The organism is Haloarcula ordinaria (assembly GCF_029338275.1).
GTDB lineage: Archaea > Halobacteriota > Halobacteria > Halobacteriales > Haloarculaceae > Haloarcula > Haloarcula ordinaria.
The window spans coordinates 404,929-424,801 of sequence record NZ_CP119789.1 but is presented as its reverse complement, the minus strand read 5'-3'; the positions used below and the strand labels follow the sequence as shown (position 1 = coordinate 424,801).

Annotated in this window: 16 protein-coding genes, 3 tRNA genes and 3 rRNA genes; 13 read left to right on the top strand and 9 right to left on the bottom strand. The window is 63.7% G+C overall.

The window, feature by feature from the left end:
* Positions 1-455: 455 nt before the first annotated feature.
* Both pheS and pheT read left to right on the top strand, forming a co-directional pair.
* Entirely contained in the window at positions 456-1,967 is a 1,512-nt protein-coding gene (gene pheS / locus P1L41_RS02225) for a phenylalanine--tRNA ligase subunit alpha (RefSeq protein WP_276297248.1), read from the top strand.
* Entirely contained in the window at positions 1,967-3,721 is a 1,755-nt protein-coding gene (pheT, locus tag P1L41_RS02220) for a phenylalanine--tRNA ligase subunit beta (RefSeq protein WP_276297247.1), read from the top strand. Before pheS ends, pheT begins: the two co-directional genes overlap by 1 nt.
* Before the next feature lie 34 nt (positions 3,722-3,755).
* On the opposite strand, the gene P1L41_RS02215 is transcribed toward pheT, so the two are convergent.
* From P1L41_RS02215 to P1L41_RS02205, 3 genes are read right to left on the bottom strand one after another with little or no spacing between them, the layout of a single operon-like run.
* Positions 3,756-4,235, bottom strand: a complete 480-nt coding sequence (locus P1L41_RS02215; RefSeq protein ID WP_276297246.1) for an RDD family protein — start codon at positions 4,233-4,235, stop codon at positions 3,756-3,758.
* A 40-nt stretch (positions 4,236-4,275) separates the two neighbouring features.
* Positions 4,276-5,328, bottom strand: a complete 1,053-nt coding sequence (locus P1L41_RS02210) for a quinone-dependent dihydroorotate dehydrogenase (protein ID WP_276297245.1) — start codon at positions 5,326-5,328, stop codon at positions 4,276-4,278.
* A gap of 41 nt (positions 5,329-5,369) precedes the next feature.
* Entirely contained in the window at positions 5,370-5,567 is a 198-nt protein-coding gene (locus P1L41_RS02205; RefSeq protein ID WP_135303304.1) for a hypothetical protein, read from the bottom strand.
* A 250-nt stretch (positions 5,568-5,817) separates the two neighbouring features.
* On the opposite strand from P1L41_RS02205, the gene P1L41_RS02200 reads away from it, so the two are divergent.
* The 7 genes from P1L41_RS02200 (at position 5,818) to P1L41_RS02170 (ending at position 12,526) form a co-directional block, all read left to right on the top strand.
* The gene (locus P1L41_RS02200) at positions 5,818-6,126 is read left to right on the top strand and encodes a non-histone chromosomal MC1 family protein (RefSeq protein WP_276297244.1); all 309 of its coding nucleotides are present in this window, start codon (positions 5,818-5,820) and stop codon (positions 6,124-6,126) included.
* Between the two features lie 824 nt (positions 6,127-6,950).
* Positions 6,951-8,421: ribosomal RNA gene (locus tag P1L41_RS02195) — 16S ribosomal RNA — on the top strand.
* A gap of 104 nt (positions 8,422-8,525) precedes the next feature.
* A tRNA-Ala gene (locus tag P1L41_RS02190) sits at positions 8,526-8,597 on the top strand.
* Between the two features lie 207 nt (positions 8,598-8,804).
* Positions 8,805-11,731, top strand: a 23S ribosomal RNA gene (locus tag P1L41_RS02185).
* A 146-nt stretch (positions 11,732-11,877) separates the two neighbouring features.
* Positions 11,878-12,000: ribosomal RNA gene (gene rrf / locus P1L41_RS02180) — 5S ribosomal RNA — on the top strand.
* The 16S, 23S and 5S rRNA genes sit together here with 1 tRNA gene alongside, the layout of an rRNA operon.
* Before the next feature lie 146 nt (positions 12,001-12,146).
* A complete protein-coding gene (locus P1L41_RS02175) occupies positions 12,147-12,404 on the top strand; it encodes a DUF2795 domain-containing protein (RefSeq protein WP_276297243.1) in 258 nt (85 codons plus the stop codon).
* 46 nt (positions 12,405-12,450) lie between these two features.
* Positions 12,451-12,526, top strand: a tRNA-Cys gene (locus P1L41_RS02170).
* Between the two features lie 208 nt (positions 12,527-12,734).
* Here P1L41_RS02170 and P1L41_RS02165 read toward each other — a convergent pair.
* Together P1L41_RS02165 and P1L41_RS18565 are read right to left on the bottom strand one after the other, a co-directional pair.
* Entirely contained in the window at positions 12,735-13,499 is a 765-nt protein-coding gene (locus P1L41_RS02165) for a pirin family protein (protein WP_276297242.1), read from the bottom strand.
* Between the two features lie 212 nt (positions 13,500-13,711).
* Positions 13,712-14,065, bottom strand: coding sequence for a type IV pilin N-terminal domain-containing protein (locus P1L41_RS18565; protein WP_276297241.1), 354 nt, complete (start codon positions 14,063-14,065; stop codon positions 13,712-13,714).
* Positions 14,066-14,354: 289 nt separating this feature from the next.
* On the opposite strand from P1L41_RS18565, the gene P1L41_RS02155 reads away from it, so the two are divergent.
* Positions 14,355-15,215 (top strand): hypothetical protein, encoded by an 861-nt coding sequence (locus P1L41_RS02155; RefSeq protein WP_276297240.1) that lies wholly within the window; start codon positions 14,355-14,357, stop codon positions 15,213-15,215.
* 75 nt (positions 15,216-15,290) lie between these two features.
* Here the strand turns inward: P1L41_RS02155 and P1L41_RS02150 are convergent, their stop codons facing one another.
* The 4 genes from P1L41_RS02150 to P1L41_RS02135 form a co-directional block, all read right to left on the bottom strand.
* The gene (locus tag P1L41_RS02150; RefSeq protein ID WP_276297239.1) at positions 15,291-15,506 is read right to left on the bottom strand and encodes a DUF8123 family protein; all 216 of its coding nucleotides are present in this window, start codon (positions 15,504-15,506) and stop codon (positions 15,291-15,293) included.
* A 181-nt stretch (positions 15,507-15,687) separates the two neighbouring features.
* Positions 15,688-15,761: transfer RNA gene (locus P1L41_RS02145), tRNA-Lys, on the bottom strand.
* Between the two features lie 34 nt (positions 15,762-15,795).
* Positions 15,796-16,473 (bottom strand): DUF7119 family protein, encoded by a 678-nt coding sequence (locus P1L41_RS02140; RefSeq protein WP_276297238.1) that lies wholly within the window; start codon positions 16,471-16,473, stop codon positions 15,796-15,798.
* A 38-nt stretch (positions 16,474-16,511) separates the two neighbouring features.
* The gene (locus P1L41_RS02135; protein WP_276297237.1) at positions 16,512-16,673 is read right to left on the bottom strand and encodes a hypothetical protein; all 162 of its coding nucleotides are present in this window, start codon (positions 16,671-16,673) and stop codon (positions 16,512-16,514) included.
* Positions 16,674-16,941: 268 nt separating this feature from the next.
* Here P1L41_RS02135 and P1L41_RS02130 point away from each other — a divergent pair, with 268 nt between their 5' ends.
* The 3 genes from P1L41_RS02130 (at position 16,942) to P1L41_RS02120 (ending at position 19,849) form a co-directional block, all read left to right on the top strand.
* Positions 16,942-17,283 (top strand): DUF8134 family protein, encoded by a 342-nt coding sequence (locus tag P1L41_RS02130; protein WP_276297236.1) that lies wholly within the window; start codon positions 16,942-16,944, stop codon positions 17,281-17,283.
* Between the two features lie 94 nt (positions 17,284-17,377).
* Entirely contained in the window at positions 17,378-19,141 is a 1,764-nt protein-coding gene (locus P1L41_RS02125) for a nitrite/sulfite reductase (RefSeq protein ID WP_276297235.1), read from the top strand.
* A 75-nt stretch (positions 19,142-19,216) separates the two neighbouring features.
* Positions 19,217-19,849 carry a hypothetical protein gene (locus P1L41_RS02120; protein WP_276297234.1) on the top strand — a complete coding sequence of 211 codons (633 nt, stop codon included), beginning with the start codon at positions 19,217-19,219 and terminating at the stop codon, positions 19,847-19,849.
* Positions 19,850-19,873: the final 24 nt, after the last annotated feature.

Here is a 19,873-nt window from a genome sequence, read left to right as displayed (position 1 = left end):
TCGTCTTCTCTTCTCCACTGCTGTGACCGCGAACCGCTTGAAAGCCCCCGGGCGCTCGGGGCCGCTGGCCGGGATATCCTCGCTCACTCCGTTCGCTCGGATAGTGGCCCGCCCAGCGACTCCCCCTTCGGCCCGAACGCTCCGGGGCTTTCTGGCGAGTTTCGATTTTCGGCCCCGAAATAAACTTCCCGTTCGTCACGGTACGGTTGCTAGCCGGCGTCACAACGCTTTTTGCGAGCCGTCACGACCCTCTGCACATGGCATCCGAATCCCACCGTGCCGGTGTCGCGCGCCAGTCACCACACAGTCCGGGGTTCGGCTTCTTCTTCGCCGCCTGATGGGTGGTGGATTCCGGGCCGGGGAGACCGCCCTGGCCCGGATGAAACCCCTCGGCAGGAAGTGAGAACCGTTAACTGAGCGACCCGCAGTGATGTTCACAACGACCGACACACGCTATGAAACGACCACAGGCACAGGTGGCCGTCCTCGAGGCCGCCGACGCACAGGAGGAGCGACGAATCGACGACGTGGCCGCGGCGGCGGACCTCAAGCCCGAGGCGGCCACCCGCGCAGCGTTCGAACTGGAAGCCGACGGCCTGCTCGAGGTCACCGAGGAGACCGTCGAGCACTACGAACTGACCGAGGAGGGCGAGACCTACGTCCGCGAGAGCCTGCCCGAACAGGACCTCTACGCCGCGGCGATGGACGCCGGGGCCGGCGATGAACCGGTGTCGATGGGGCAGGTCATCGGTGCATCGGGCCTCGAAGGCGGGGCCGTCGACATCGCGCTCTCGAACTACGCCCGGAAGGGCTACGGCCAGATCGACAGCGGCGAGATAACCGCCGACCCTGACGCGGATACCGGTGCGGACCCGGAGATGGCAGCCCTCGAGGCTGTCGCCGACGGCCGCGTCGAGGACGCCGACGACGACGCACTCTCGCAACTGGAACGCCGCGGTCTCGTCGCGGTCACAGAGGAGACGGTCCGCTCGGTCGTGCTGACCGACGACGGCGTCACCCAGCTGATGGCCGGCATCGAGGTCGCCGAGACCGTCGACCAGGTGACGCCGGAACTGCTGACCAGCGGCGAGTGGGACGACGTCGAGTTCACCGAGTACAACGTCGAGGCCGACGCCGAACCGGCCTCCCACGGCAAGGAGCACATCCTGCGCCAGACCGCCAACCGGGTCAAGGACACGCTCGTCGGCATGGGCTTCCAGGAGATGCAGGGCCCCCACGTCGACGCGCAGTTCTGGATCAACGACTGCCTGTTCATGCCCCAGGACCACCCGGCTCGAACCCACTGGGACCAGTTCGCCCTGGAGCGACCGGACGAAATCAAAGAGCTCCCCGAGGACCTCGTCGAGCGGGTCAAGTCGGCCCACCTGGAAGGCGTCGGCCCCGACGGCGAGGGGTACCACTCGCCGTGGGAAGCGGAGGTCGCTCGCGGCCTGGACCTGCGCGGGCACACGACCTCGCTATCGATGCGCTACCTCTCGGGCCACGAGGTCGGCGAACTCGAACCGCCCGAGCGGTTCTTCTCCGTCGAGAAGGTGTACCGCAACGACACGCTCGACCCGACCCATCTCCTGGAGTTCTTCCAGATAGAGGGCTGGGTGATGGCCGAGGACCTCTCCGTACGCGACCTGATGGGGACGTTCACCGAGTTCTACGAGCAGTTCGGCATCACCGACCTGGAGTTCAAGCCCCACTACAACCCCTACACGGAGCCGAGTTTCGAGCTGTTCGGCACCCATCCCGAGACCGGCGACATCGTGGAGGTCGGCAACTCCGGCATCTTCCGCGACGAGGTCTTAGAGCCGCTGGGCGTCGACTGCGACGTGATGGCGTGGGGCCTCTCGCTGGAACGGTTGCTCATGTTGATGTATGGCTTCGAGGACATCCGCGACGTCCACGGGACGCTGTGTGACCTTGACCTCCTGCGGGAGACGGAGGTGATGCACTGATGCCCGTCGTCGACGTCGACCCTGACGAACTGCGGTATCTGACCGGACACGACGAGAAGGACGACGACCAGCTCAAGTCGGACCTCTTCGACCTCGGGCTGGAGTTCGAGGGCTGGACCGACGACGAGGAGTTCCAGCTGGAGTTCGCGCCCGACCGCCTGGACCGCCTCTCCGTCGAGGGGGTCGCCCGGTCGCTGCGCTACCACTACGGCGACGACCGCGGGGTGTACGTCCCGAACACGAACACCGCCGAGTGGACCATCGAGGTCGAAGACCAGCCAGAAGAGCGACCGTACATCACCGGCGCCATCGTTCGCGGTCTGGACATGAGCGAGAACGCGCTCGAGTCGCTGATTCAACTCCAGGAGAAACTGCACGCCACGATGGGGCGCAAGCGTGCGAAGGGCGCCATCGGCGTCCACGACCTGACGATGCTGAAGGGTGAGGCCGCTGTCGAGGGCTCCGGGAAGTCGATCCGGTACACCGGCGTCGACCCCGACGGGGAGACGTTCGTCCCCCTCGATTCGGATTCGGAGATGACGCCGGCCGAGGTCATCGCCGACCACGACACTGGGCAGAAATACGGTGACCTCGTCGCCGACTTCGAGCGCGTGCCCGCCATCTACGACTCCATCGGCCTGTTCTCGTTCCCGCCGGTCATCAACGGCCGCCGGACCGAGGTCAGCGAGGACTCCCGGGACCTCTTCATCGAGATGACCGGGACCGACCAGTGGACCATCGACCACATGTGCAACATCGTCTGCTACGCGCTGGCGGCGCGTGGCGGTCAGGTCGAGCGCGTCGAGGTCGAGTACGCCGAGGACGCCCCCGGTGAGAACGCTGGCCGGACGCTCGAGCGGCCCGACCTCTCGGTGCGCTCGAAAACCGTGACCCTCGACCGCATCGAGTCCATCATCGGTGTCGACCTCGACCCCGAGCAGGTAATCGACTACGCCGAGCGCGCCGGCCTCGATGCCGAACAGGTCGAGACCGACGCCGGCGACGTCGCCTTCGAGACAGCGATTCCGCCCTATCGCGTCGACGTCATCCACCCGCTGGACCTCGTCGACGACATCGGCCGCGCGCTCGGGTTCAACACGCTCGAACCGACCTACCCCGACGTCTCGACGGTCGGCGGCCGCCACGAGCGCTCGCGCCTGGAGGACGCCGCCCGCGACTCGCTCGTGGGCCTGGGCTTCGAGGACCTGCTGAACTTCCACATGACCAACGAGGTGGAGAACTTCGAGCGGATGGGGCTGTCGGTCCCTGAGACGGCCGACAACGCCGCCGATATCGTCGGCGCCGCCGCCCCCGTCACCATCCAGGAGCCCTACAGCGAGGACTACACCATCCTCCGGACGTGGGCGCTCCCCTCGCTCATGATGGTCCTGGAGAACAACACCCACCGGCGCTACCCACAGGACCTGGCCGAAATCGGGCTCGCAGCGGGGCTCGACGACTCGGAGAACACGGGGACCGAAGAACACCGGACCGTTGCGGGGGTACTCGCGCGGACCGACGCCTCCTACGAGGACGCGAAGGCCCGGCTGCAGGCGCTCGCCGAAGCCTTCGACAAGGACCTGGCGACCCCGCCGACCACCCACCCGTCGTTCATCGACGGGCGTGCCGCCGAGGTCGTCCTCGACGGCGAGTCCGTGGGTGTCGTCGGCGAGATTCACCCGCGCGTGCTCGTGGAACACGACCTGGAACTGCCGGTCGCCGCGTTCGAGTTCCGGCTGGCCGCGCTGTCGTAGGTGGGGCCCTGGGGGTCTGTACGACCGTTTCCGACTACCGCTCGCTCGGGTACACGTACTCGACGTCCTCGGGCTGACTGTCGTCGTCCGCGTCCGTCTCGACGACGATGGTCGAGGAGAGCTTGTTGAACAGCCGGAGTCCCTCCGCTTCGTAGGCGAGCCAGCCGATGAGTATGTCCAGCGGGAGCAAGAATGCCTTCCCGAAGCTCTCGATTGCCGCCGTCGTGTAGTCTATCGGGTCGCCGCGCTCGTCGGTCACGGCGATGTTCATGACCATCTTGCCGGCCGATTGGCCCTGGGAGCCTTCGAGCGCTGTCCAGTAGACGAAGAGTGCCAGACCGTTCAGTCCGGCGAACGGCGTCGACAGCGAGAGGCTGCCCGTCAGGAGTGCGAAGACGCCGGCGGCTTCACCGAGTCCAGCGAGGACGGCCCCGACCAGGATGACGTCGATTATCCAGGCGAGAAACCGGTCGTCCCACGATGCGATGTGTACCTGTCGGGGCGCGTCGGCCATGAAGGCGGTTCATCGACCGGCAACTTCAACGTTGGCTGCGTTACAGGTCCGCGCCGACGGCGGCTTCGATGGAGTCGAACCCGTCCTCTTCGAGCAGGTCCAGCAGCCCCTCGTTGATCTCCCGGGCGATGCTGGGGCCGCGATAGACGAGCCCGGTGTACAGCTGGACGAGCGACGCGCCGGCGCGAATCTTCCGGTAGGCGCCCTCGGCCGTCGAGATGCCACCGACGCCGACGACCGGGACGTCGACGCGCTCGGCGACGAAGCGGACCATGCTGGTCGCCTGCCCTTCGATGGGTTTCCCGGAGAGGCCACCCTGCTCGACTCGGTTCGGCGAGCGGAGGCTGGCCGGGCGATCCATCGTGGTGTTGGTCGCGACGACGCCGTCGAGGTCGAGTTCCCGCACGATGTCGAGCGCGTCCTCGGCGGCCGGCTCCGGAAGGTCCGGCGAGAGCTTCACCAGCAGCGGGGCCGCGCCGGCGTCCTGCAGTTCGCTGAAGATGGCCGCCATCGCGTCGCGGTTCTGGAGTTCCTCGAAGCCCTGGGAGTTGGGACAGGAGACGTTGACGACGAAGAAGTCGCCGCCCTCGGCGACCTGCTCGTACGTGTAGCGGTAGTCCTCGGGGGCCTCGTCGGTGCCGACGTGTTCGCTCTTGGCGATGTTGACGCCGACGGGGAACGGGGCGTCGGTGTTCGCGAGGCGCTCGCCGACGACGTCCGCGCCGTCGTTGTTCAGCCCCATCCGGTTGATGATGGCCTCGTCCTCGCGCAGGCGGAACATCCGCGGACGGGCGTTGCCCGACTGGGGCACCGCGGTCACGCCGCCGACCTCGGCGAAGCCAAAGCCGAGCGAGGCGAGCACCGCCGGGATGGTCGCGTTCTTGTCGAACCCGGCGGCGACGCCGACGGGATTGTCGAACGACTGGCCGAAGGCATCGACCGTGAGGCGGTCGTCGGTCACCGTGTAGCGACTCGCCAGCACGTCGGCCAGCGGCGTCCCGTCGACGGCCTCGAGCAGGCTGTGGACGCCGCTGTTGGCCGTCTCCGCCGGTAGCGAGAAGAGCAGCGGTCTGGCGATATCGTAGGGTCTCATGGGGGAATCGTCGTCAGGTCATTCGGAACTAGAACACCGCTTTAGAAGTCGTGCTCGACCTCGTCGGGGTCGGCTTTCTGTATGATGATCTTGTTGTCACGCACCCGGACGAACACTTCGTCGCCGATCTCCATGCCGGCGACTGCGAGTTCGTCTTCGTGGATGTTGATGTGTACGTTGTGGTACTCGCCGTCTTCGTCTTTGGCGCCACTCGGGCTGAGCTTCTTTTTTCGCACCATCGAGCTATCCTACTCGGTGCTTCGCCGCAGGATACACTTAAGTCTACCGTGCCTGTCGTCCCGCCGTCGCTCGACGTCGGATGCGCCCGCTTGCTTCGTTGTCCTTGCCTCCACGACGGGACGAGCCACGTCGCCGTCGGAATCGTTCCTGTCGGCTTCTAATATATAACAGTACCGCAGCAAGTCCGGCGAATCCGGGGGTATATTTATGGTCGGTCATGTGCTGAGTTGACATGGAGCGGTGAAAACCATGGCACGTGACAGTGATAAGCGCAACTTTGCGCTCCGTGAGGATGGAACCGAATCGAGCGTCTTCTCCGGGGGGACACCCCGACAGGCTGCCTTGAAGGCGGCCCGTCGACTCGACCCAGCCGGCAGCGAGGCAGAGGCCGAGCGCCAGGAGATCAGACTCAGAGAGAAGGGGACACACAAGGTCCACATCTACGAGGCGTGGGCCTGGGTCGAGGAGGCTCCCGCCGACAAGCCCGACTGGATGCCCGGTGACATCACCAAGGGCAACGTCTCGAAACAGGGGGTCGAACACCTCGACGACATCTAGACACGCCGACCCGACCGCCACTTCTGTCGACCCGTCCCCGTGAGCGGCTGTGCCGTCCTGGCAGTGAGTCGTTGTGACTCTCGCCGTGTTCAGCAACGCTCCGCGCTCAGTCTCTCAGTCTGCCCTCTCACGCACGCGCGACGCGAAACGTCCTATTGTTATCGTCCTCGGCAGTTCTGCGGCCCGGTCGACCGTGACAGCTCAGGGGCCCCGTGAGCGGCGCGGGCGTCCAGGGGTACCAGCCGCAGCTTATCGAGGGGCATCGATGGAGCAGTCCAGCAGTGCCAGTGTGAGACTCTCTCCCCCGTGTAATCGCGTGCCGAGGGCGGTTCGGTTCGACGGGGTTAAGTGTGGCACTGCCATCGGAATCAAATGCGAACGTGGCGCGGGGCGACGCCCCCCGCCAGGCCGGACGACATCCGTTGCCCTTAAGTGTAACAGGGCGTTCGGGTGCAAACGCGAAGGTGGTTCACGTCGGGCGGTTTCGACGCGAACCCGTTCCGATGCCCTTAAGTGTAACAGGGCACTCGGAATGAACGCGAACGAGGCCTGGACGGGGCCATCGAAACTCGTCCACAATCGGACCGCGGCGAGGTCGGCTCGTCGACGCGACTCGAAGCCTTTAAGATGGCTTCGAGGTAACAAACAGGTCCGGAGTACATGAGGATTCCACCCCTGCGGTCCGCCGTCAAGATGGGATCTGATGTTAGCCCTGATAGTTCGGTGACACTCGGTCGGCGAGTGTCCTCGAACACCCTTCGATAGCGACCACACCCCCATGTGGGGTGTGACCCGCCTAACCCCCCGGCCTTGTGCCGGGACCCATTCCGGTTGATCCTGCCGGAGGTCATTGCTATTGGAGTCCGATTTAGCCATGCTAGTCGCGCGGGTTAGACCCGCGGCGTATAGCTCAGTAACACGTGGCCAAACTACCCTATGGACAGGGACAACCTCGGGAAACTGAGGCTAATCCCTGATACAGCTCTCACGCTGGAGTGCCGAGAGCTGGAAACGCCCTGGCGCCATAGGATGTGGCTGCGGCCGATTAGGTAGATGGTGGGGTAACGGCCCACCATGCCAATAATCGGTACAGGTTGTGAGAGCAAGAGCCTGGAGACGGTATCTGAGACAAGATACCGGGCCCTACGGGGCGCAGCAGGCGCGAAACCTTTACACTGCACGACAGTGCGATAAGGGGACTCCAAGTGCGAGGGCATATAGTCCTCGCTTTTCTGTACCGTAGGGAGGTACAGGAACAAGTGCTGGGCAAGACCGGTGCCAGCCGCCGCGGTAATACCGGCAGCACGAGTGATGACCGATATTATTGGGCCTAAAGCGTCCGTAGCCGGCCAGACAAGTCCGTTGGGAAATCGACGTGCTCAACACGTCGGCGTCCAGCGGAAACTGTCTGGCTTGGGGCCGGAAGACCTGAGGGGTACGTCCGGGGTAGGAGTGAAATCCTGTAATCCTGGACGGACCACCAATGGCGAAAGCACCTCAGGAAGACGGACCCGACGGTGAGGGACGAAAGCTAGGGTCTCGAACCGGATTAGATACCCGGGTAGTCCTAGCTGTAAACGATGCTCGCTCGGTGTGCCGCAGGCTACGAGCCTGCGCTGCGCCCTAGGGAAGCCGAGAAGCGAGCCGCCTGGGAAGTACGTCTGCAAGGATGAAACTTAAAGGAATTGGCGGGGGAGCACCACAACCGGAGGAGCCTGCGGTTTAATTGGACTCAACGCCGGACATCTCACCGGCACCGACAGTAGTGATGACAGTCAGGTTGACGACTTTACTCGACGCTACTGAGAGGAGGTGCATGGCCGCCGTCAGCTCGTACCGTGAGGCGTCCTGTTAAGTCAGGCAACGAGCGAGACCCGCACTTCTAGTTGCCAGCAATACCCTTGAGGTAGTTGGGTACACTAGGAGGACTGCCGCTGTTAAAGCGGAGGAAGGAACGGGCAACGGTAGGTCAGTATGCCCCGAATGTGCCGGGCAACACGCGGGCTACAATGGCTGTGACAGTGGGATGCGACGCCGAGAGGCGAAGCTAATCTCCAAACGCAGTCGTAGTTCGGATTGCGGGCTGAAACTCGCCCGCATGAAGCTGGATTCGGTAGTAATCGCGTGTCAGAAGCGCGCGGTGAATACGTCCCTGCTCCTTGCACACACCGCCCGTCAAAGCACCCGAGTGGGGTCCGGATGAGGCCATCATGCGATGGTCGAATCTGGGCTCCGCAAGGGGGCTTAAGTCGTAACAAGGTAGCCGTAGAGGAATCTGTGGCTGGATCACCTCCTACTGATCGGGATTGGGGCTCTGCCCCAACCCACCTATGGGTATTCGAGGACTGTCGCCGACCGAGCACCTAAGAACTATCAGGGCTAACGAATGCGGATCTGCCGGGCCCATAGCTCAGCGGGAGAGCGCCGCCTTTGCAAGGCGGAGGCCCTGGGTTCGAATCCCAGTGGGTCCATACGACGTGCCAGCCCGGAACCGCGCCCCTTAAGTGTGGGACGGCGTTCGGACATGGTACGACGACTGATGCACCAATCCGGGTGAAACCGCGATTGGGAAGGGTCGACTCGCCCACCTCTCCCACCTTGGGGGCGAGTATGAAACCGTGTGTACGTGCGATCCAGGCGTCCACTGGACTCGTTCAGTGCAGTTTAGCGAGTCACAACGACGTTGGCTACTATGCCAGCTGGTGGATAGCTCGGCTCGAGAGCTGATGAAGGACGTGCCAAGCTGCGATAAGCCAAGGGGAGCCGCACGGAGGCGAAGAACCTTGGATTTCCGAATGAGAATCTCCTCAGCAATTGCCTCGCGCAATGAGGAACCCCGAGAACTGAAACATCTTAGTATCGGAAGGAAAAGAAAGCGCAATGCGATATCGTTAGTAACCGCGAGTGAACGCGATACAGCCCAAACCGAATCCCTCACGGGACATGTGGTGTCAGGGCTACCTCTCATCACTCGACCATCTCGACGAAGTCTCTTGGAACAGAGCGTGATACAGGGTGACAACCCCGTAATCGAGATCAGTACAGTGTGCGGTAGTTCCAGAGTAGCGGGGGTTGGATATCCCTCGCGAATGTTGCAGGCATCGACTGCAAAGGCTAAACACTCCTCGAGACCGATAGTGCACAAGTAGTGTGAACGAACGCTGCAAAGTACCCTCAGAAGGGAGGTGAAATAGAGCTTGAACTCAGTTGGCGATGGAGCGATAGGGCATACAAGGTCCCCTGACGAATGACCGACGCGCGAGCGTCCAGTAAGACTCACGGGAAGCCGATGTTCTATCGTACGTTTTGAAAAACGAGCCAGGGAGTGTGTCTACATGGCAAGTCTAACCCGAGCATCGGGGGAGGCATAGGGAAACCGACATGGCCGCAGGGCTTTGCCCGAGGGCCGCCGTCTTCAAGGGCGGGGAGCCACGTGGACACGACCCGAATCCGGACGATCTACGCATGGACAAGGTGAAGCGTGCCGAAAGGCACGTGGAGGCCTGTTAGAGTTGGTGTCCTACAATACCCTCTCGTGATCTATGTGTAGGGGTGAAAGGCCCATCGAGTCCGGCAACAGCTGGTTCCAATCGAAACATGTCGAAGCATGACCTCCGCCGAGGTAGTTCGTGGGGTAGAGCGACCGATTGGTGTGACCGCCTCCGAGAGGAGTCGGCACACCTGTCAAACTCCAAACCTACGAACGCCGTTTGACGCGGGGATTCCGGTGTGCGGGGTAAGCCTGTGCACCGTGAGGGGAACAACCCAGAGAAAGGTTAAGGTCCCCAAGTGTGGATTAAGTGTAATCCTCTGAAGGTGGTCTCGAGCCTAGACAGCCGGGAGGTGAGCTAGAAGCAGCTACCCTCTAAGAAAAGCGTAACAGCTTACCGGCCGAGGTTTGAGGCGCCCAAAATGATCGGGACTCAAATCCACCACCGAGACCTTTCCGTACCCGTTACAGGGTAATCGAGTAGATTGGCGCTCTCATTGGATGGAAGCAGGGGCGAGAGCTCCTGTGGACCGATGAGTGACGAAAATCCTGGCCATAGTAGCAGCGATAGTCGGGTGAGAACCCCGACGGCCTAATGGATAAGGGTTCCTCAGCACTGCTGATCAGCTGGGGGTTAGCCGGTCCTAAGTCATCCCGCAACTCGACGATGACGAAATGGGAAACGGGTTAATATTCCCGTGCCATCATACAGTGAAAGTTGACGCCCTGGGGTCGACCACGCCGGGCCTTCGCCCGGTCGAATCGTCAAACTCCGTGGAAGCCATAACGGCACGAAGCGGACGAACGGCGAGACAGGGAAACGTGGTTCAACCTGGGGCCCGTGAAAAGACGAGTATGATGTCCGTACCGAGAACCGACACAGGTGTCCATAGCGGCGAAAGCTAAGGCCTGTCGGGAGCAACCGACGTTAGGGAATTCGGCAAGTTAGTCCCGTAAGTTCGCGATAAGGGATGCCTGCTCAGGAAATGAGCAGGTCGCAGTGACTCGGAAGCTCGGACTGTCTAGTAACAACATAGGTGACCGCAAATCCGCAAGGACTCGTACGGTCACTGAATCCTGCCCAGTGCAGGTATCTGAACACCTCGTACAAGAGGACGAAGGACCTGTCAACGGCGGGGGTAACTATGACCCTCTTAAGGTAGCGTAGTACCTTGCCGCATCAGTAGCGGCTTGCATGAATGGATTAACCAGAGCTTCACTGTCCCAACGTTGGGCCCGGTGAACTGTACATTCCAGTGCGGAGTCTGGAGACACCCAGGGGGAAGCGAAGACCCTATGGAGCTTTACTGCAGGCTGTCGCTGAGACGTGGTCGCCGATGTGCAGCATAGGTAGGAGGCATTACACAGGTACCCGCGCTAGCGGGCCACCGAGCCATCAGTGAAATACTACCCGTCGGTGACTGCGACTCTCACTCCGGGAGGAGGACACCGGTAGCCGGGCAGTTTGACTGGGGCGGTACGCGCTCGAAAAGATATCGAGCGCGCCCTAAGGCTATCTCAGCCGGGACAGAGACCCGGCGAAGAGTGCAAGAGCAAAAGATAGCTTTGACAGTGATCTTCCCAACGAGGATCGCTGACGCGAAAGCGTGGTCTAGCGAACCAATTAGCCTGCTTGATGCGGGCAATTGATGACAGAAAAGCTACCCTAGGGATAACAGAGTCGTCACTCGCAAGAGCACATATCGACCGAGTGGCTTGCTACCTCGATGTCGGTTCCCTCCATCCTGCCCGTGCAGAAGCGGGCAAGGGTGAGGTTGTTCGCCTATTAAAGGAGGTCGTGAGCTGGGTTTAGACCGTCGTGAGACAGGTCGGCTGCTATCTACTGGGTGTGTTATGGTGTCTGACGGGAACGATCGTATAGTACGAGAGGAACTACGATTGGTCGCCACTGGTGTACCGGTTGTTCGAGAGAGCACGTGCCGGGTAGCCACGCGACACGGGGTAAGAGCTGAACGCATCTAAGCTCGAAACCCACCTGGAAAAGAGACACCGCAGAGAGTCCGCGTAGAAGACGCGGTCGATAGACTCGGGGTGTACGCACTGAGGTAACGAAGTGTTGAGCCCACGAGTACTAACAACTCAAAGCCACAATCATACGCACTGTGACTCGCATTCACCGACGAATTGCTCGTCGACTGAACTGAACGAGTCCAGGCGCAAACTGGATCGCACGTATCAGACGGTGACAGAAGACCACCGAGAGCGGTATCCCATCACGGTTCGACTCCGTGACTCGGCGTTAAGGCGGCCATAGCGGTGGGGTTGCCTCCCGTACCCATCCCGAACACGGAAGATAAGCCCACCAGCGTTCCGGCGAGTACTGGAGTGCGCGAGCCTCTGGGAAATCCGGTTCGCCGCCGACCACTCATACCTTACTTCCCCCACGCAGAGAGTCATCGCCGGCTCTCCGCGTGGGGGTTTTCGTATGTACACAGCGGCTGCAGTGAGCGGCAGCGCCGGGACCGGATAAGCGACGGGTAACCAAGCCGCTCCCGACCTGACACTGTGCATGACTCGTGAGGTCAAACTGAACGAACTCGACGCGTTGGTCGCGTCGGAGACGTTCCCGCTCCCGAAGGCGACCGTTCGGACGGCGTTCGCGGACGTCCGACTCCAGTACGCAGACGGTGACGAACCGCTCGTCGACGTGTTGGACCGCATCCCGGACGAACAGTTCGACTCCGTGGAAGACGTGCGGACGTCGATTCTCAACGCCGTCCCCGTCGGGGGCGTCGGCGAACCGGGCCAATCGGAGGGCGAAGGCTAGTCGAATTCGCTAGCCTTAAGCGAGCGACTCGACTACTCCTGAGTGCGCCAAGGTGGCAGAGTCTGGCCTAACGCAGCGGCCTGCAGAGCCGCCCATCGCCGGTTCAAATCCGGCCCTTGGCTTGTTTTCGAACCGTCTCAATCCTGCGTCGGTCAGGGTACCAGCTGCGTCCGTTTCGAACGGGACTCACGAGGGCCTGTGCCGCGTACGCGCAGACTGGACCAGCTGGCGGTCTGTGACCCCGGCCAGAACCCGCCATCTGAGGATGATTGCAGAGCCTTCGCTCCGTGCGCGATGAAACCGAACCCCCGTCCTAACGCAGTTCGCTCGTTAGCGACCGATAGTCCCCTGGCGCGTGACCGGCGCGTCGGGGTCGATGACGAAGGCGACGAGTGTCGAATCCTCGGCGCCGGTCACCGGGACGTCGGTCGCCTCAGTCACGAGTGCGCTCTCGGTGTACCCGACCGACTCACCGCCGATTTCTACCTCGCCCTCGAACACGTAACAGTAGGTATCTCGGCCCTGCCTGGCGGGGAGCGTGGTCGTGGCGCCGGCCTCGAGCCGGCAGTCGTAGCAGTCGACCTCGTTACGGACCGACAGCGGGGCGTCGGTGCCCTCCGCCCCGAACAGGTGACGCCACTCGTTTGGAACCGGGTCGGGAATCGGCTCGTGCTGGATGCCGGGCTCGAGATCGAGGCTGTGCGGGCGGACGAATATCTGGAGCATCCGCAGGGGCGGGTCGTCGGCCAGCGTCTCCTCGGCGTGCCAGAACCCGCTGCCGGCGTTCATCACCAGCAGGTGGCCGCTGTCGGTGACCAGGTCGTTCCCTTGGCGGTCGTCGTGGCGCATCACGTCCTCGGGGACCCACGAGATTATCTCTTCGTTCCGGTGCTGATGCATCCGGATGAGCGTCCCCGGGTCCATGAACGACTCGACGACGGTCGCGAGTGGGCCGTATCCGTGGTCGTCGTGCCCGGGGACGGCCCGGCCGGGGAAGTTGAAGTGGGTCCGGAACCGACCCTGGTCCTGCGAGATATCCGTTCGCGGCGCGGTGTGTATTCGTGACTGGGGCCGTGCCGAAGGAGACTCGTCCATCGACTGTCGGTACGCTCGCCACTGCTAAGTGTGCTGCGGGACCACAGCCTGCCCCCACGGCCGATGGGCTCGATAGTATCTTCCGCCACTCCGACACGGCATCACCTGCGGACACGTCCCCGATAGAGGGGCCCACTCGCTCTGACGACGCCGCGCGCCGTTGGGATGCGACACACGGCACGGTCCTCCGATGATGGCAGAGGCCGGACCGATTATGAACTTACACACCCCTCGAACAGCGTGGCGGACTGACTGCCATCGGCACTCTGCCACGTTACTCGCCCGGGCGCGAGCGGAGTGCCGGGGCTCAGCGTGCCGTACTGGTTCCCGTTCGCATCGATTACGACGCCGTCGAAGTTCGTCTCGCCTCCCTGCACGACGGGAACGCCACTCTCACAGTCGAAACTGATCTGTGGCGCAATCTCGTCGGCGCCCTGACCCAGGCCGAGCACGAAGGACGCGATCACTGCCGACAGAATCACCGTGATGGCGACCATCAGTATCACGGAGATTACTGGACTGACTCCCCGCTCGTCTCCATCGAGGAGCGTCGCAACTGTAGCCATGTGTTCAGTTACTATCTTGAATATTTAAACATATTTGGGATAGCGAATAATCTGCGTCGCGACGGTCGCAATCGGCTTTTCTCGAGAGACGGACACCGCAGAAGCTGGTTCCTCCCGCGTCTCTGTGGCTGAATTCGAACTCGATAGCCCCTCGGTCGGGGCGCTGATGTGTTGCCCACACGCGGACCCGGAGACGGAACCGAGCCGGCTCGCACCGGGTCGCTCGGCCGCTGCCGACCATCCAGCCGAAAAGTAATCATTAAACCGCGCGCCGACTGACCGTTCGGATATGCAACGACGAGCCGCGGCGGCATACTTCGTGTTCTTCCTCGTCGTCAGTGTCGCAGCCTACGCGTACATTGGCGTCGCGGAGAGCCAGCGGCCGGAGGTGAATCTCGACGAGACGGCTGAATTGACCAACGAGAGTACGTTCACCGTCGACGGGACGACGTACACTGCTTCGAATATCCACATGGCGGGCGGTGGCGGCGGTCACGGGGGCGGCGGGTCGATGGTCGCCGACCTGACCTGGACGAACGAGTCGGCACGGTTCAGTTCCTCCTTAGAGCACAACACCACGACGACCTACCAGAACGACAGCTACCTCGTGCTGGCCGACAACGAGACCGGGACCGTCACGCTGCGCGAGCAGTTCAACGTCTCCCGGCTGCTCCGCGAGGACCCGGCGGTGCGCAACTCGCTCGCGACCCAGAACGGCACCGACTTTGTCGTCTACAGCGAGAACAACACGCTGGTCCCCGTCGAGGAGTGGCTCCCGGAGCCACGGACCCGCGAGTTCTCCACGGGCGACACCTACGAGGTCACGACCGACAGCGGGACGTTCGACGCCACCGTCACGTCTGTTTCGGCCAGCGGTGCGACGCTCGAGTGGACCGCGCCCGAACAGCGGACGCGCGAACTCAGCGAGGGTGGGAACGTCACACTGAGCGGCCAGCAGTTCTTCGCACACTTCCCCGACCACAGCACGGTCCAGGTCGTCAGCAGCGACGAGTACCCGCAGTACCAGACGACGCTCGCAGAGCAGGACTACTTCCACGAGCGCACGAACGGCCTCTGGGGCGTCTCGATTCTGAGCGGTATCGCCGCAGTGCTGATGATCGGGATGGCCTACCTCCCCAACCGCGGCTGACGACTGGCGGTCGCACCGAGAGAATCACTTCTGGCGTCTCGCTTTCCGTTCGTTGCCAGTGCCGCCGCCCCGTGCTTACTCGCCGCCGGCCCAGCTGACGTAGATGAGTCCGAGCCCGAGGATGGCCATCAGTACCGACCCGAGCACCTGGACCACTGCGGAGGTGATGGCGGCGTGCGTGGCCCACGGCGCACCGGCGATAGTCCCCAGCGCGGCCAGGACCAGGAAGGCCCCGACACCGATACCGAGCGGTTCGAGCGTGTCCGTGACGTAGTCCGAGAGGATGTTCATATCGCCTCTGTACACGGACGCGGTGGTAAATGAACCGGTCTCGGCCGGCAGGTGGTCTGTCGGTGGCGGGCCGGGAGGGAGTTGAACCACCTGCACGTCGCTCACTCCGTTCGCTCGTGCCGTCGTTCAACTCCGTCCTGCCGTCGTTCGATACCGCTCGCTGTCGCTCGCGGGGTACTCACGGGCCGGGAGGGAGTTGAACCCCCGACCGTCTGGTTAAAAGCCAGACGCTCTGCCTAACTGAGCTACCGGCCCACGATATTCGCTGGGGGGAGTGGCGGCTAAGGCCTTACGGTCCGTCGCCGAGCGCCGATTCGAGCGCGTCGGTGATGACGGTGCTCGGGTCGGTAGCGTCCAGGGCAGCACGGCGGCGGAGCTTGCAGTAGGCGTCGCGGTCGATGCGAACGGTGAGTTCGCCCAGCGTGTATCCCGCCTCCGCGAGGGCGGCCTCGACCGACGCGCCGTCGTTGACGCTGCTGGCGACCGCTCGAATCTGGCGGACCGTGAGGTCGTGGTCGAGTGCGGCCCACGCGAGCAGGAGGCGGGCCTCGCCGGAGACGCGAGCGATGTGCTTGGCCGCCGTCGGGGCGATCTCGCCTTTCGCGACGTGGATGCGGATAGAGCGCGGGAGGTCGTGGACGCGGGACCACTTGCGGATGAACGAGACGGTGGCCTCGCCACCGGCACGGGCGGCGGCGTCCTTGTACGACCCTTCGCCACGGACCAGCGCCGCACACGCCGCGGCGCCCCGGAGCATGTAGACGTTGTCGTCGGCGCCGGCGGTGTTCTCGGAGAACCGGCGGACCGTCTCGGCCGCGAGCGAGAGGCTCTCGGGGTCGTCCGGGTCGAACTCGACGGCCTCTTTGGCCCGCTGGCCGGTGAGCGCCGGATCGCCACGGATGACCGGCTTCCCGACCGGCGACTTCCGGTCGGTCGACGGCTCGTGATCGTCGGGCCTCTCTGACATCAGTAGTGGATTAGCGACCGATTCATAAAAGCGTCCCGTCAGTCGTCGCCGGAGCGCTCGCGTTCCTCGCTCAGGTGCTCCCAGATCTCGGTACAGCCAGCGCCGTCCTCGACGTCCTCGAGGTGGTCGGCTGGGGTCGGTTCGGCGGCTGCGCTTGCTTCGGCGTCTCGCTCGTCGTGGGTCTGTCGTGCTTGGGTCATCGTGTCTCTTTGCGGCGACCGGGAGTGGCCCGGTCATGTCGTATCCAACCGTATCGCCCCTGCCCTCTTAACGACGCTCTCAGCTGTAACAACTACCAGCACTGCGACGTAGGGGCAACAGCCGCCGTTATCTCGTGCACGGTCTCACCGGTGCTCCGTCGCGCGGGTCTCTGATAGACACCGCCAAACGTGGCGGGAGCGTCCCGGACGCCGGTGAAACTTGCACTCGGCGACGGGCTAAGGTACGCCGGGATTCTACCGGGCTGTAATGCCGACCGACGTTCATCAGCTTGACGACGGGGCCTGGATATCCGTGAACGACTCCCGCGAGGTGAACGTCTCGGACCTGTGGCTGCTGGCACGAAGCGACTTCTGCGGGTGTGAACCGACCGATTTCCTCGCCGAGGGGTTCGTCGAAGTCAGCGTCGACCACCCGGACATCCAGGCGCGTATCGCCGGGCAGTGTATCGCCTGTGGGGCCAGCGGGGTCACGGACTGGCTGACCGTCGGTCGCGTCGTAGACCCGGAGTCGGGCGAGTTCTTCGGCGTCGTCCACGACAGCGTCCATTTTCCGGCGAAACGCACCCGACTCGCCCGCTCCGACGAGTAGGCAACTTTCTCCGTTTCCCGGGAGTGGAGGAGACGGTTGACGGCAAGCATTGTGGTATAACGGTGGCTCTCTAGAGGTTCGCGTACGACAATCCATGCCGACCAAGGTAGAGAACTGGAAGGACGAAGTCTACGGTAACGAAATCCGCGAGCACCTCTTCGAGTTCGCGGAGCAGGGGTGGGACGCCATCCCCGAGGACGAACACGACGCCTGGTTCGAGCGCTTCAAGTGGTGGGGCCTGTACCACCAGCGCTCCGGCCAGGAGTCGTACTTCATGATGCGCATCGGGACGCCGAACGGCGTCATCGAGCCGGGACAGCTGGAGGTCATCGGCGAGGTCGCAAAGGAGTACGCGACCGGCCCCGCCGAGAACCCCGAGTTCGGCGACGCCTACTGTGACTGGACGACGCGCCAGTCCATCCAACTGCACTGGATCAAACTCGAGGACATCCCCGAGATCTTCGACAAACTGGAGTCCGTCGGGCTGACGACCCAGCAGGCCTGTGGCGACTCCTGGCGCAACATTGTCGGCTGTCCCGTGGCCGGCAAGGACAAGCACGAGCACATCGACGCCTGGCCGGTCGCCGAGGACCTCCACGAGACGTTCAAGGGCAACGACGACTACGCGAACCTCCCCCGGAAGTGGAAAGTCGCCGTCACCGGCTGTGACGAGGGCTGTGGCCAGGGCGACATCAACGACCTCGCCTTCGAGCCTGCGGAAAAGGACGGCGAACTCGGGTTCAACGTCCGCGTCGGCGGCGGGCTCTCCCGGAAGGAGCCGCGACTCGCGCGCTCGCTGGACGTCTGGGTCCCGCCGGAACAGGCCGCCGACGTCGCCCACGGCATGTCCGCGCTCTTCCGCGAATACGGCGACCGCGAGGACCGCTTCAACGCCCGCATCAAGTTCCTCGTCGACGAGTGGGGCACCGAGAAGATGCGCGAGGTCCTCCAGGCCGAGTTCGTCGACTTCGAACTGCCCACCGCGGGCGAGGACATGCGCGACCAGTACACCTACAACACCGGCACGCAGGCCGGCCACAACGACCACGTCGGCGTCACCGAACAGCCCGACGGCAACTACTACGTCGGCCTGAACGTCCTCGTCGGTCGGATGGGTGCCGACGACACGCTGGCACTGGCCGACCTCGCCGACGAGTATGGCTCCGGCGAGGTACGCCTGACGCAGCGCCAGAACGTCGTCGTCACGGACATCCCCGAGGAGAACCTCGACGACTTCCTCGCCGCGGACCTGCTCGAGGACTACTCGCCCGACCCCTCGCCGTTCATGCGTGGCTCCATCGCCTGCACGGGCTCGGAGTTCTGCTCGCTCTCCATCGTGGAGACGAAGAACCGCCAGGTCCGCTACGCCCGCTGGCTCAAGGACAACGTCACGCTCCCCGCGGACCACGACGAGTTCCACATCCACCTCTCGGGCTGTACGGCCTCCTGCGCCCAGCCACAGATCGCCGACGTCTCCCTGCGAGGCATGAAGACCCGCAAGGACGGCGAACCGGTCGAGGCGCTGGACATCGGCCTGGGCGGCGGCCTGGGCGACGACCCGCGCTTCGCGGACTGGGTCGAGCTGCGCGTCCCCGCCGACGAGGTGCCCGGTGCCATCAAGAACCTCGTCGAGAACTTCAAATCGCATCGGGCAGACGACGAGACCTTCCGCGACTTCGTCGAGGCCCGCGACGAGGAGACGCTCGCCGACCTCGTCGAGCCCGAGGAGACCGACTACGAGGACCCGTTCATGCACAACACGAAGATGACGTGGTACCCCTACGCCGAGGACGATTCGATGGACGCCTCGCCCGCGCCGACGAACGGCAAGGGCGAGCCGCTCCCCTCCGACGACTGACGCCTGGTCGGCGACGGCTTCCCCGTCCCGCTGGGGGCGTCCAGCACTTAAGTATCAGCCGAGCGATTGGTCTGTATGCACAGACGACCCTTCCTCCGGACGGGCCTCGCGCTCGCGGCGGTCGGGACTGCCGGCTGTCTCGGCGAGTCCGAGGGCCCTGCCTTCACCGAGGGCTTCGAAGACGGCCTCGGTGAGTGGGAGACGGCGGCGGCCATCGGTCCGGAGGTCGACCTCGCCGACTTCGAGTGGACCATCGACGTCTCGGACGAGCAGGCCGCCGAGGGCGAGCAGAGCCTCCGCATCGTCAACGAGGGGGACCACGACGACGGCACCTGCTGGGCGGTCCACCCGATGTCGGCCGAGCAGAGGCAGGCCTACACCGCTACCGTGACCGCCGAGTTCTGGAGCGAATCGGAGTCGTTCAACTCCATCCGGGACGCCGTCGTTCGGCTCGGTCCGGAGCCGCCCGAGACGGAGCAGGACTTCCCGCAACCACAGCAGAACACCACCGGCCAGGGCGAGACGCCCTTCGGCGGCCTGCGCGAATCGCTGTGGCTCGCCGAGGGCTGGCGCACCTACGAGTTCGAGTGGGCCACCCCGGAACTGGCGACGGACACGCTCTGGCTGGCCGTCGGGACGAGCGTCATCTGGGAGACCACGGCGACCCACTACGTCGACGGAATCACGGTCGAACTGGCACCGCGGTGACGACCCGGGCGTCTGACTGGCGTC

Coding starts and splice junctions, on each gene's coding strand:
- pheS (WP_276297248.1), top strand. CDS start 456: ATGAAACGACCACAGGCACAGGTGGCCGTCCTCGAGGCCGCCGACGCA.
- pheT (WP_276297247.1), top strand. CDS start 1,967: ATGCCCGTCGTCGACGTCGACCCTGACGAACTGCGGTATCTGACCGGA.
- P1L41_RS02215 (WP_276297246.1), bottom strand. CDS start 4,235: ATGGCCGACGCGCCCCGACAGGTACACATCGCATCGTGGGACGACCGG.
- P1L41_RS02210 (WP_276297245.1), bottom strand. CDS start 5,328: ATGAGACCCTACGATATCGCCAGACCGCTGCTCTTCTCGCTACCGGCG.
- P1L41_RS02205 (WP_135303304.1), bottom strand. CDS start 5,567: ATGGTGCGAAAAAAGAAGCTCAGCCCGAGTGGCGCCAAAGACGAAGAC.
- P1L41_RS02200 (WP_276297244.1), top strand. CDS start 5,818: ATGGCACGTGACAGTGATAAGCGCAACTTTGCGCTCCGTGAGGATGGA.
- P1L41_RS02175 (WP_276297243.1), top strand. CDS start 12,147: ATGACTCGTGAGGTCAAACTGAACGAACTCGACGCGTTGGTCGCGTCG.
- P1L41_RS02165 (WP_276297242.1), bottom strand. CDS start 13,499: ATGGACGAGTCTCCTTCGGCACGGCCCCAGTCACGAATACACACCGCG.
- P1L41_RS18565 (WP_276297241.1), bottom strand. CDS start 14,065: ATGGCTACAGTTGCGACGCTCCTCGATGGAGACGAGCGGGGAGTCAGT.
- P1L41_RS02155 (WP_276297240.1), top strand. CDS start 14,355: ATGCAACGACGAGCCGCGGCGGCATACTTCGTGTTCTTCCTCGTCGTC.
- P1L41_RS02150 (WP_276297239.1), bottom strand. CDS start 15,506: ATGAACATCCTCTCGGACTACGTCACGGACACGCTCGAACCGCTCGGT.
- P1L41_RS02140 (WP_276297238.1), bottom strand. CDS start 16,473: ATGTCAGAGAGGCCCGACGATCACGAGCCGTCGACCGACCGGAAGTCG.
- P1L41_RS02135 (WP_276297237.1), bottom strand. CDS start 16,673: ATGACCCAAGCACGACAGACCCACGACGAGCGAGACGCCGAAGCAAGC.
- P1L41_RS02130 (WP_276297236.1), top strand. CDS start 16,942: ATGCCGACCGACGTTCATCAGCTTGACGACGGGGCCTGGATATCCGTG.
- P1L41_RS02125 (WP_276297235.1), top strand. CDS start 17,378: ATGCCGACCAAGGTAGAGAACTGGAAGGACGAAGTCTACGGTAACGAA.
- P1L41_RS02120 (WP_276297234.1), top strand. CDS start 19,217: ATGCACAGACGACCCTTCCTCCGGACGGGCCTCGCGCTCGCGGCGGTC.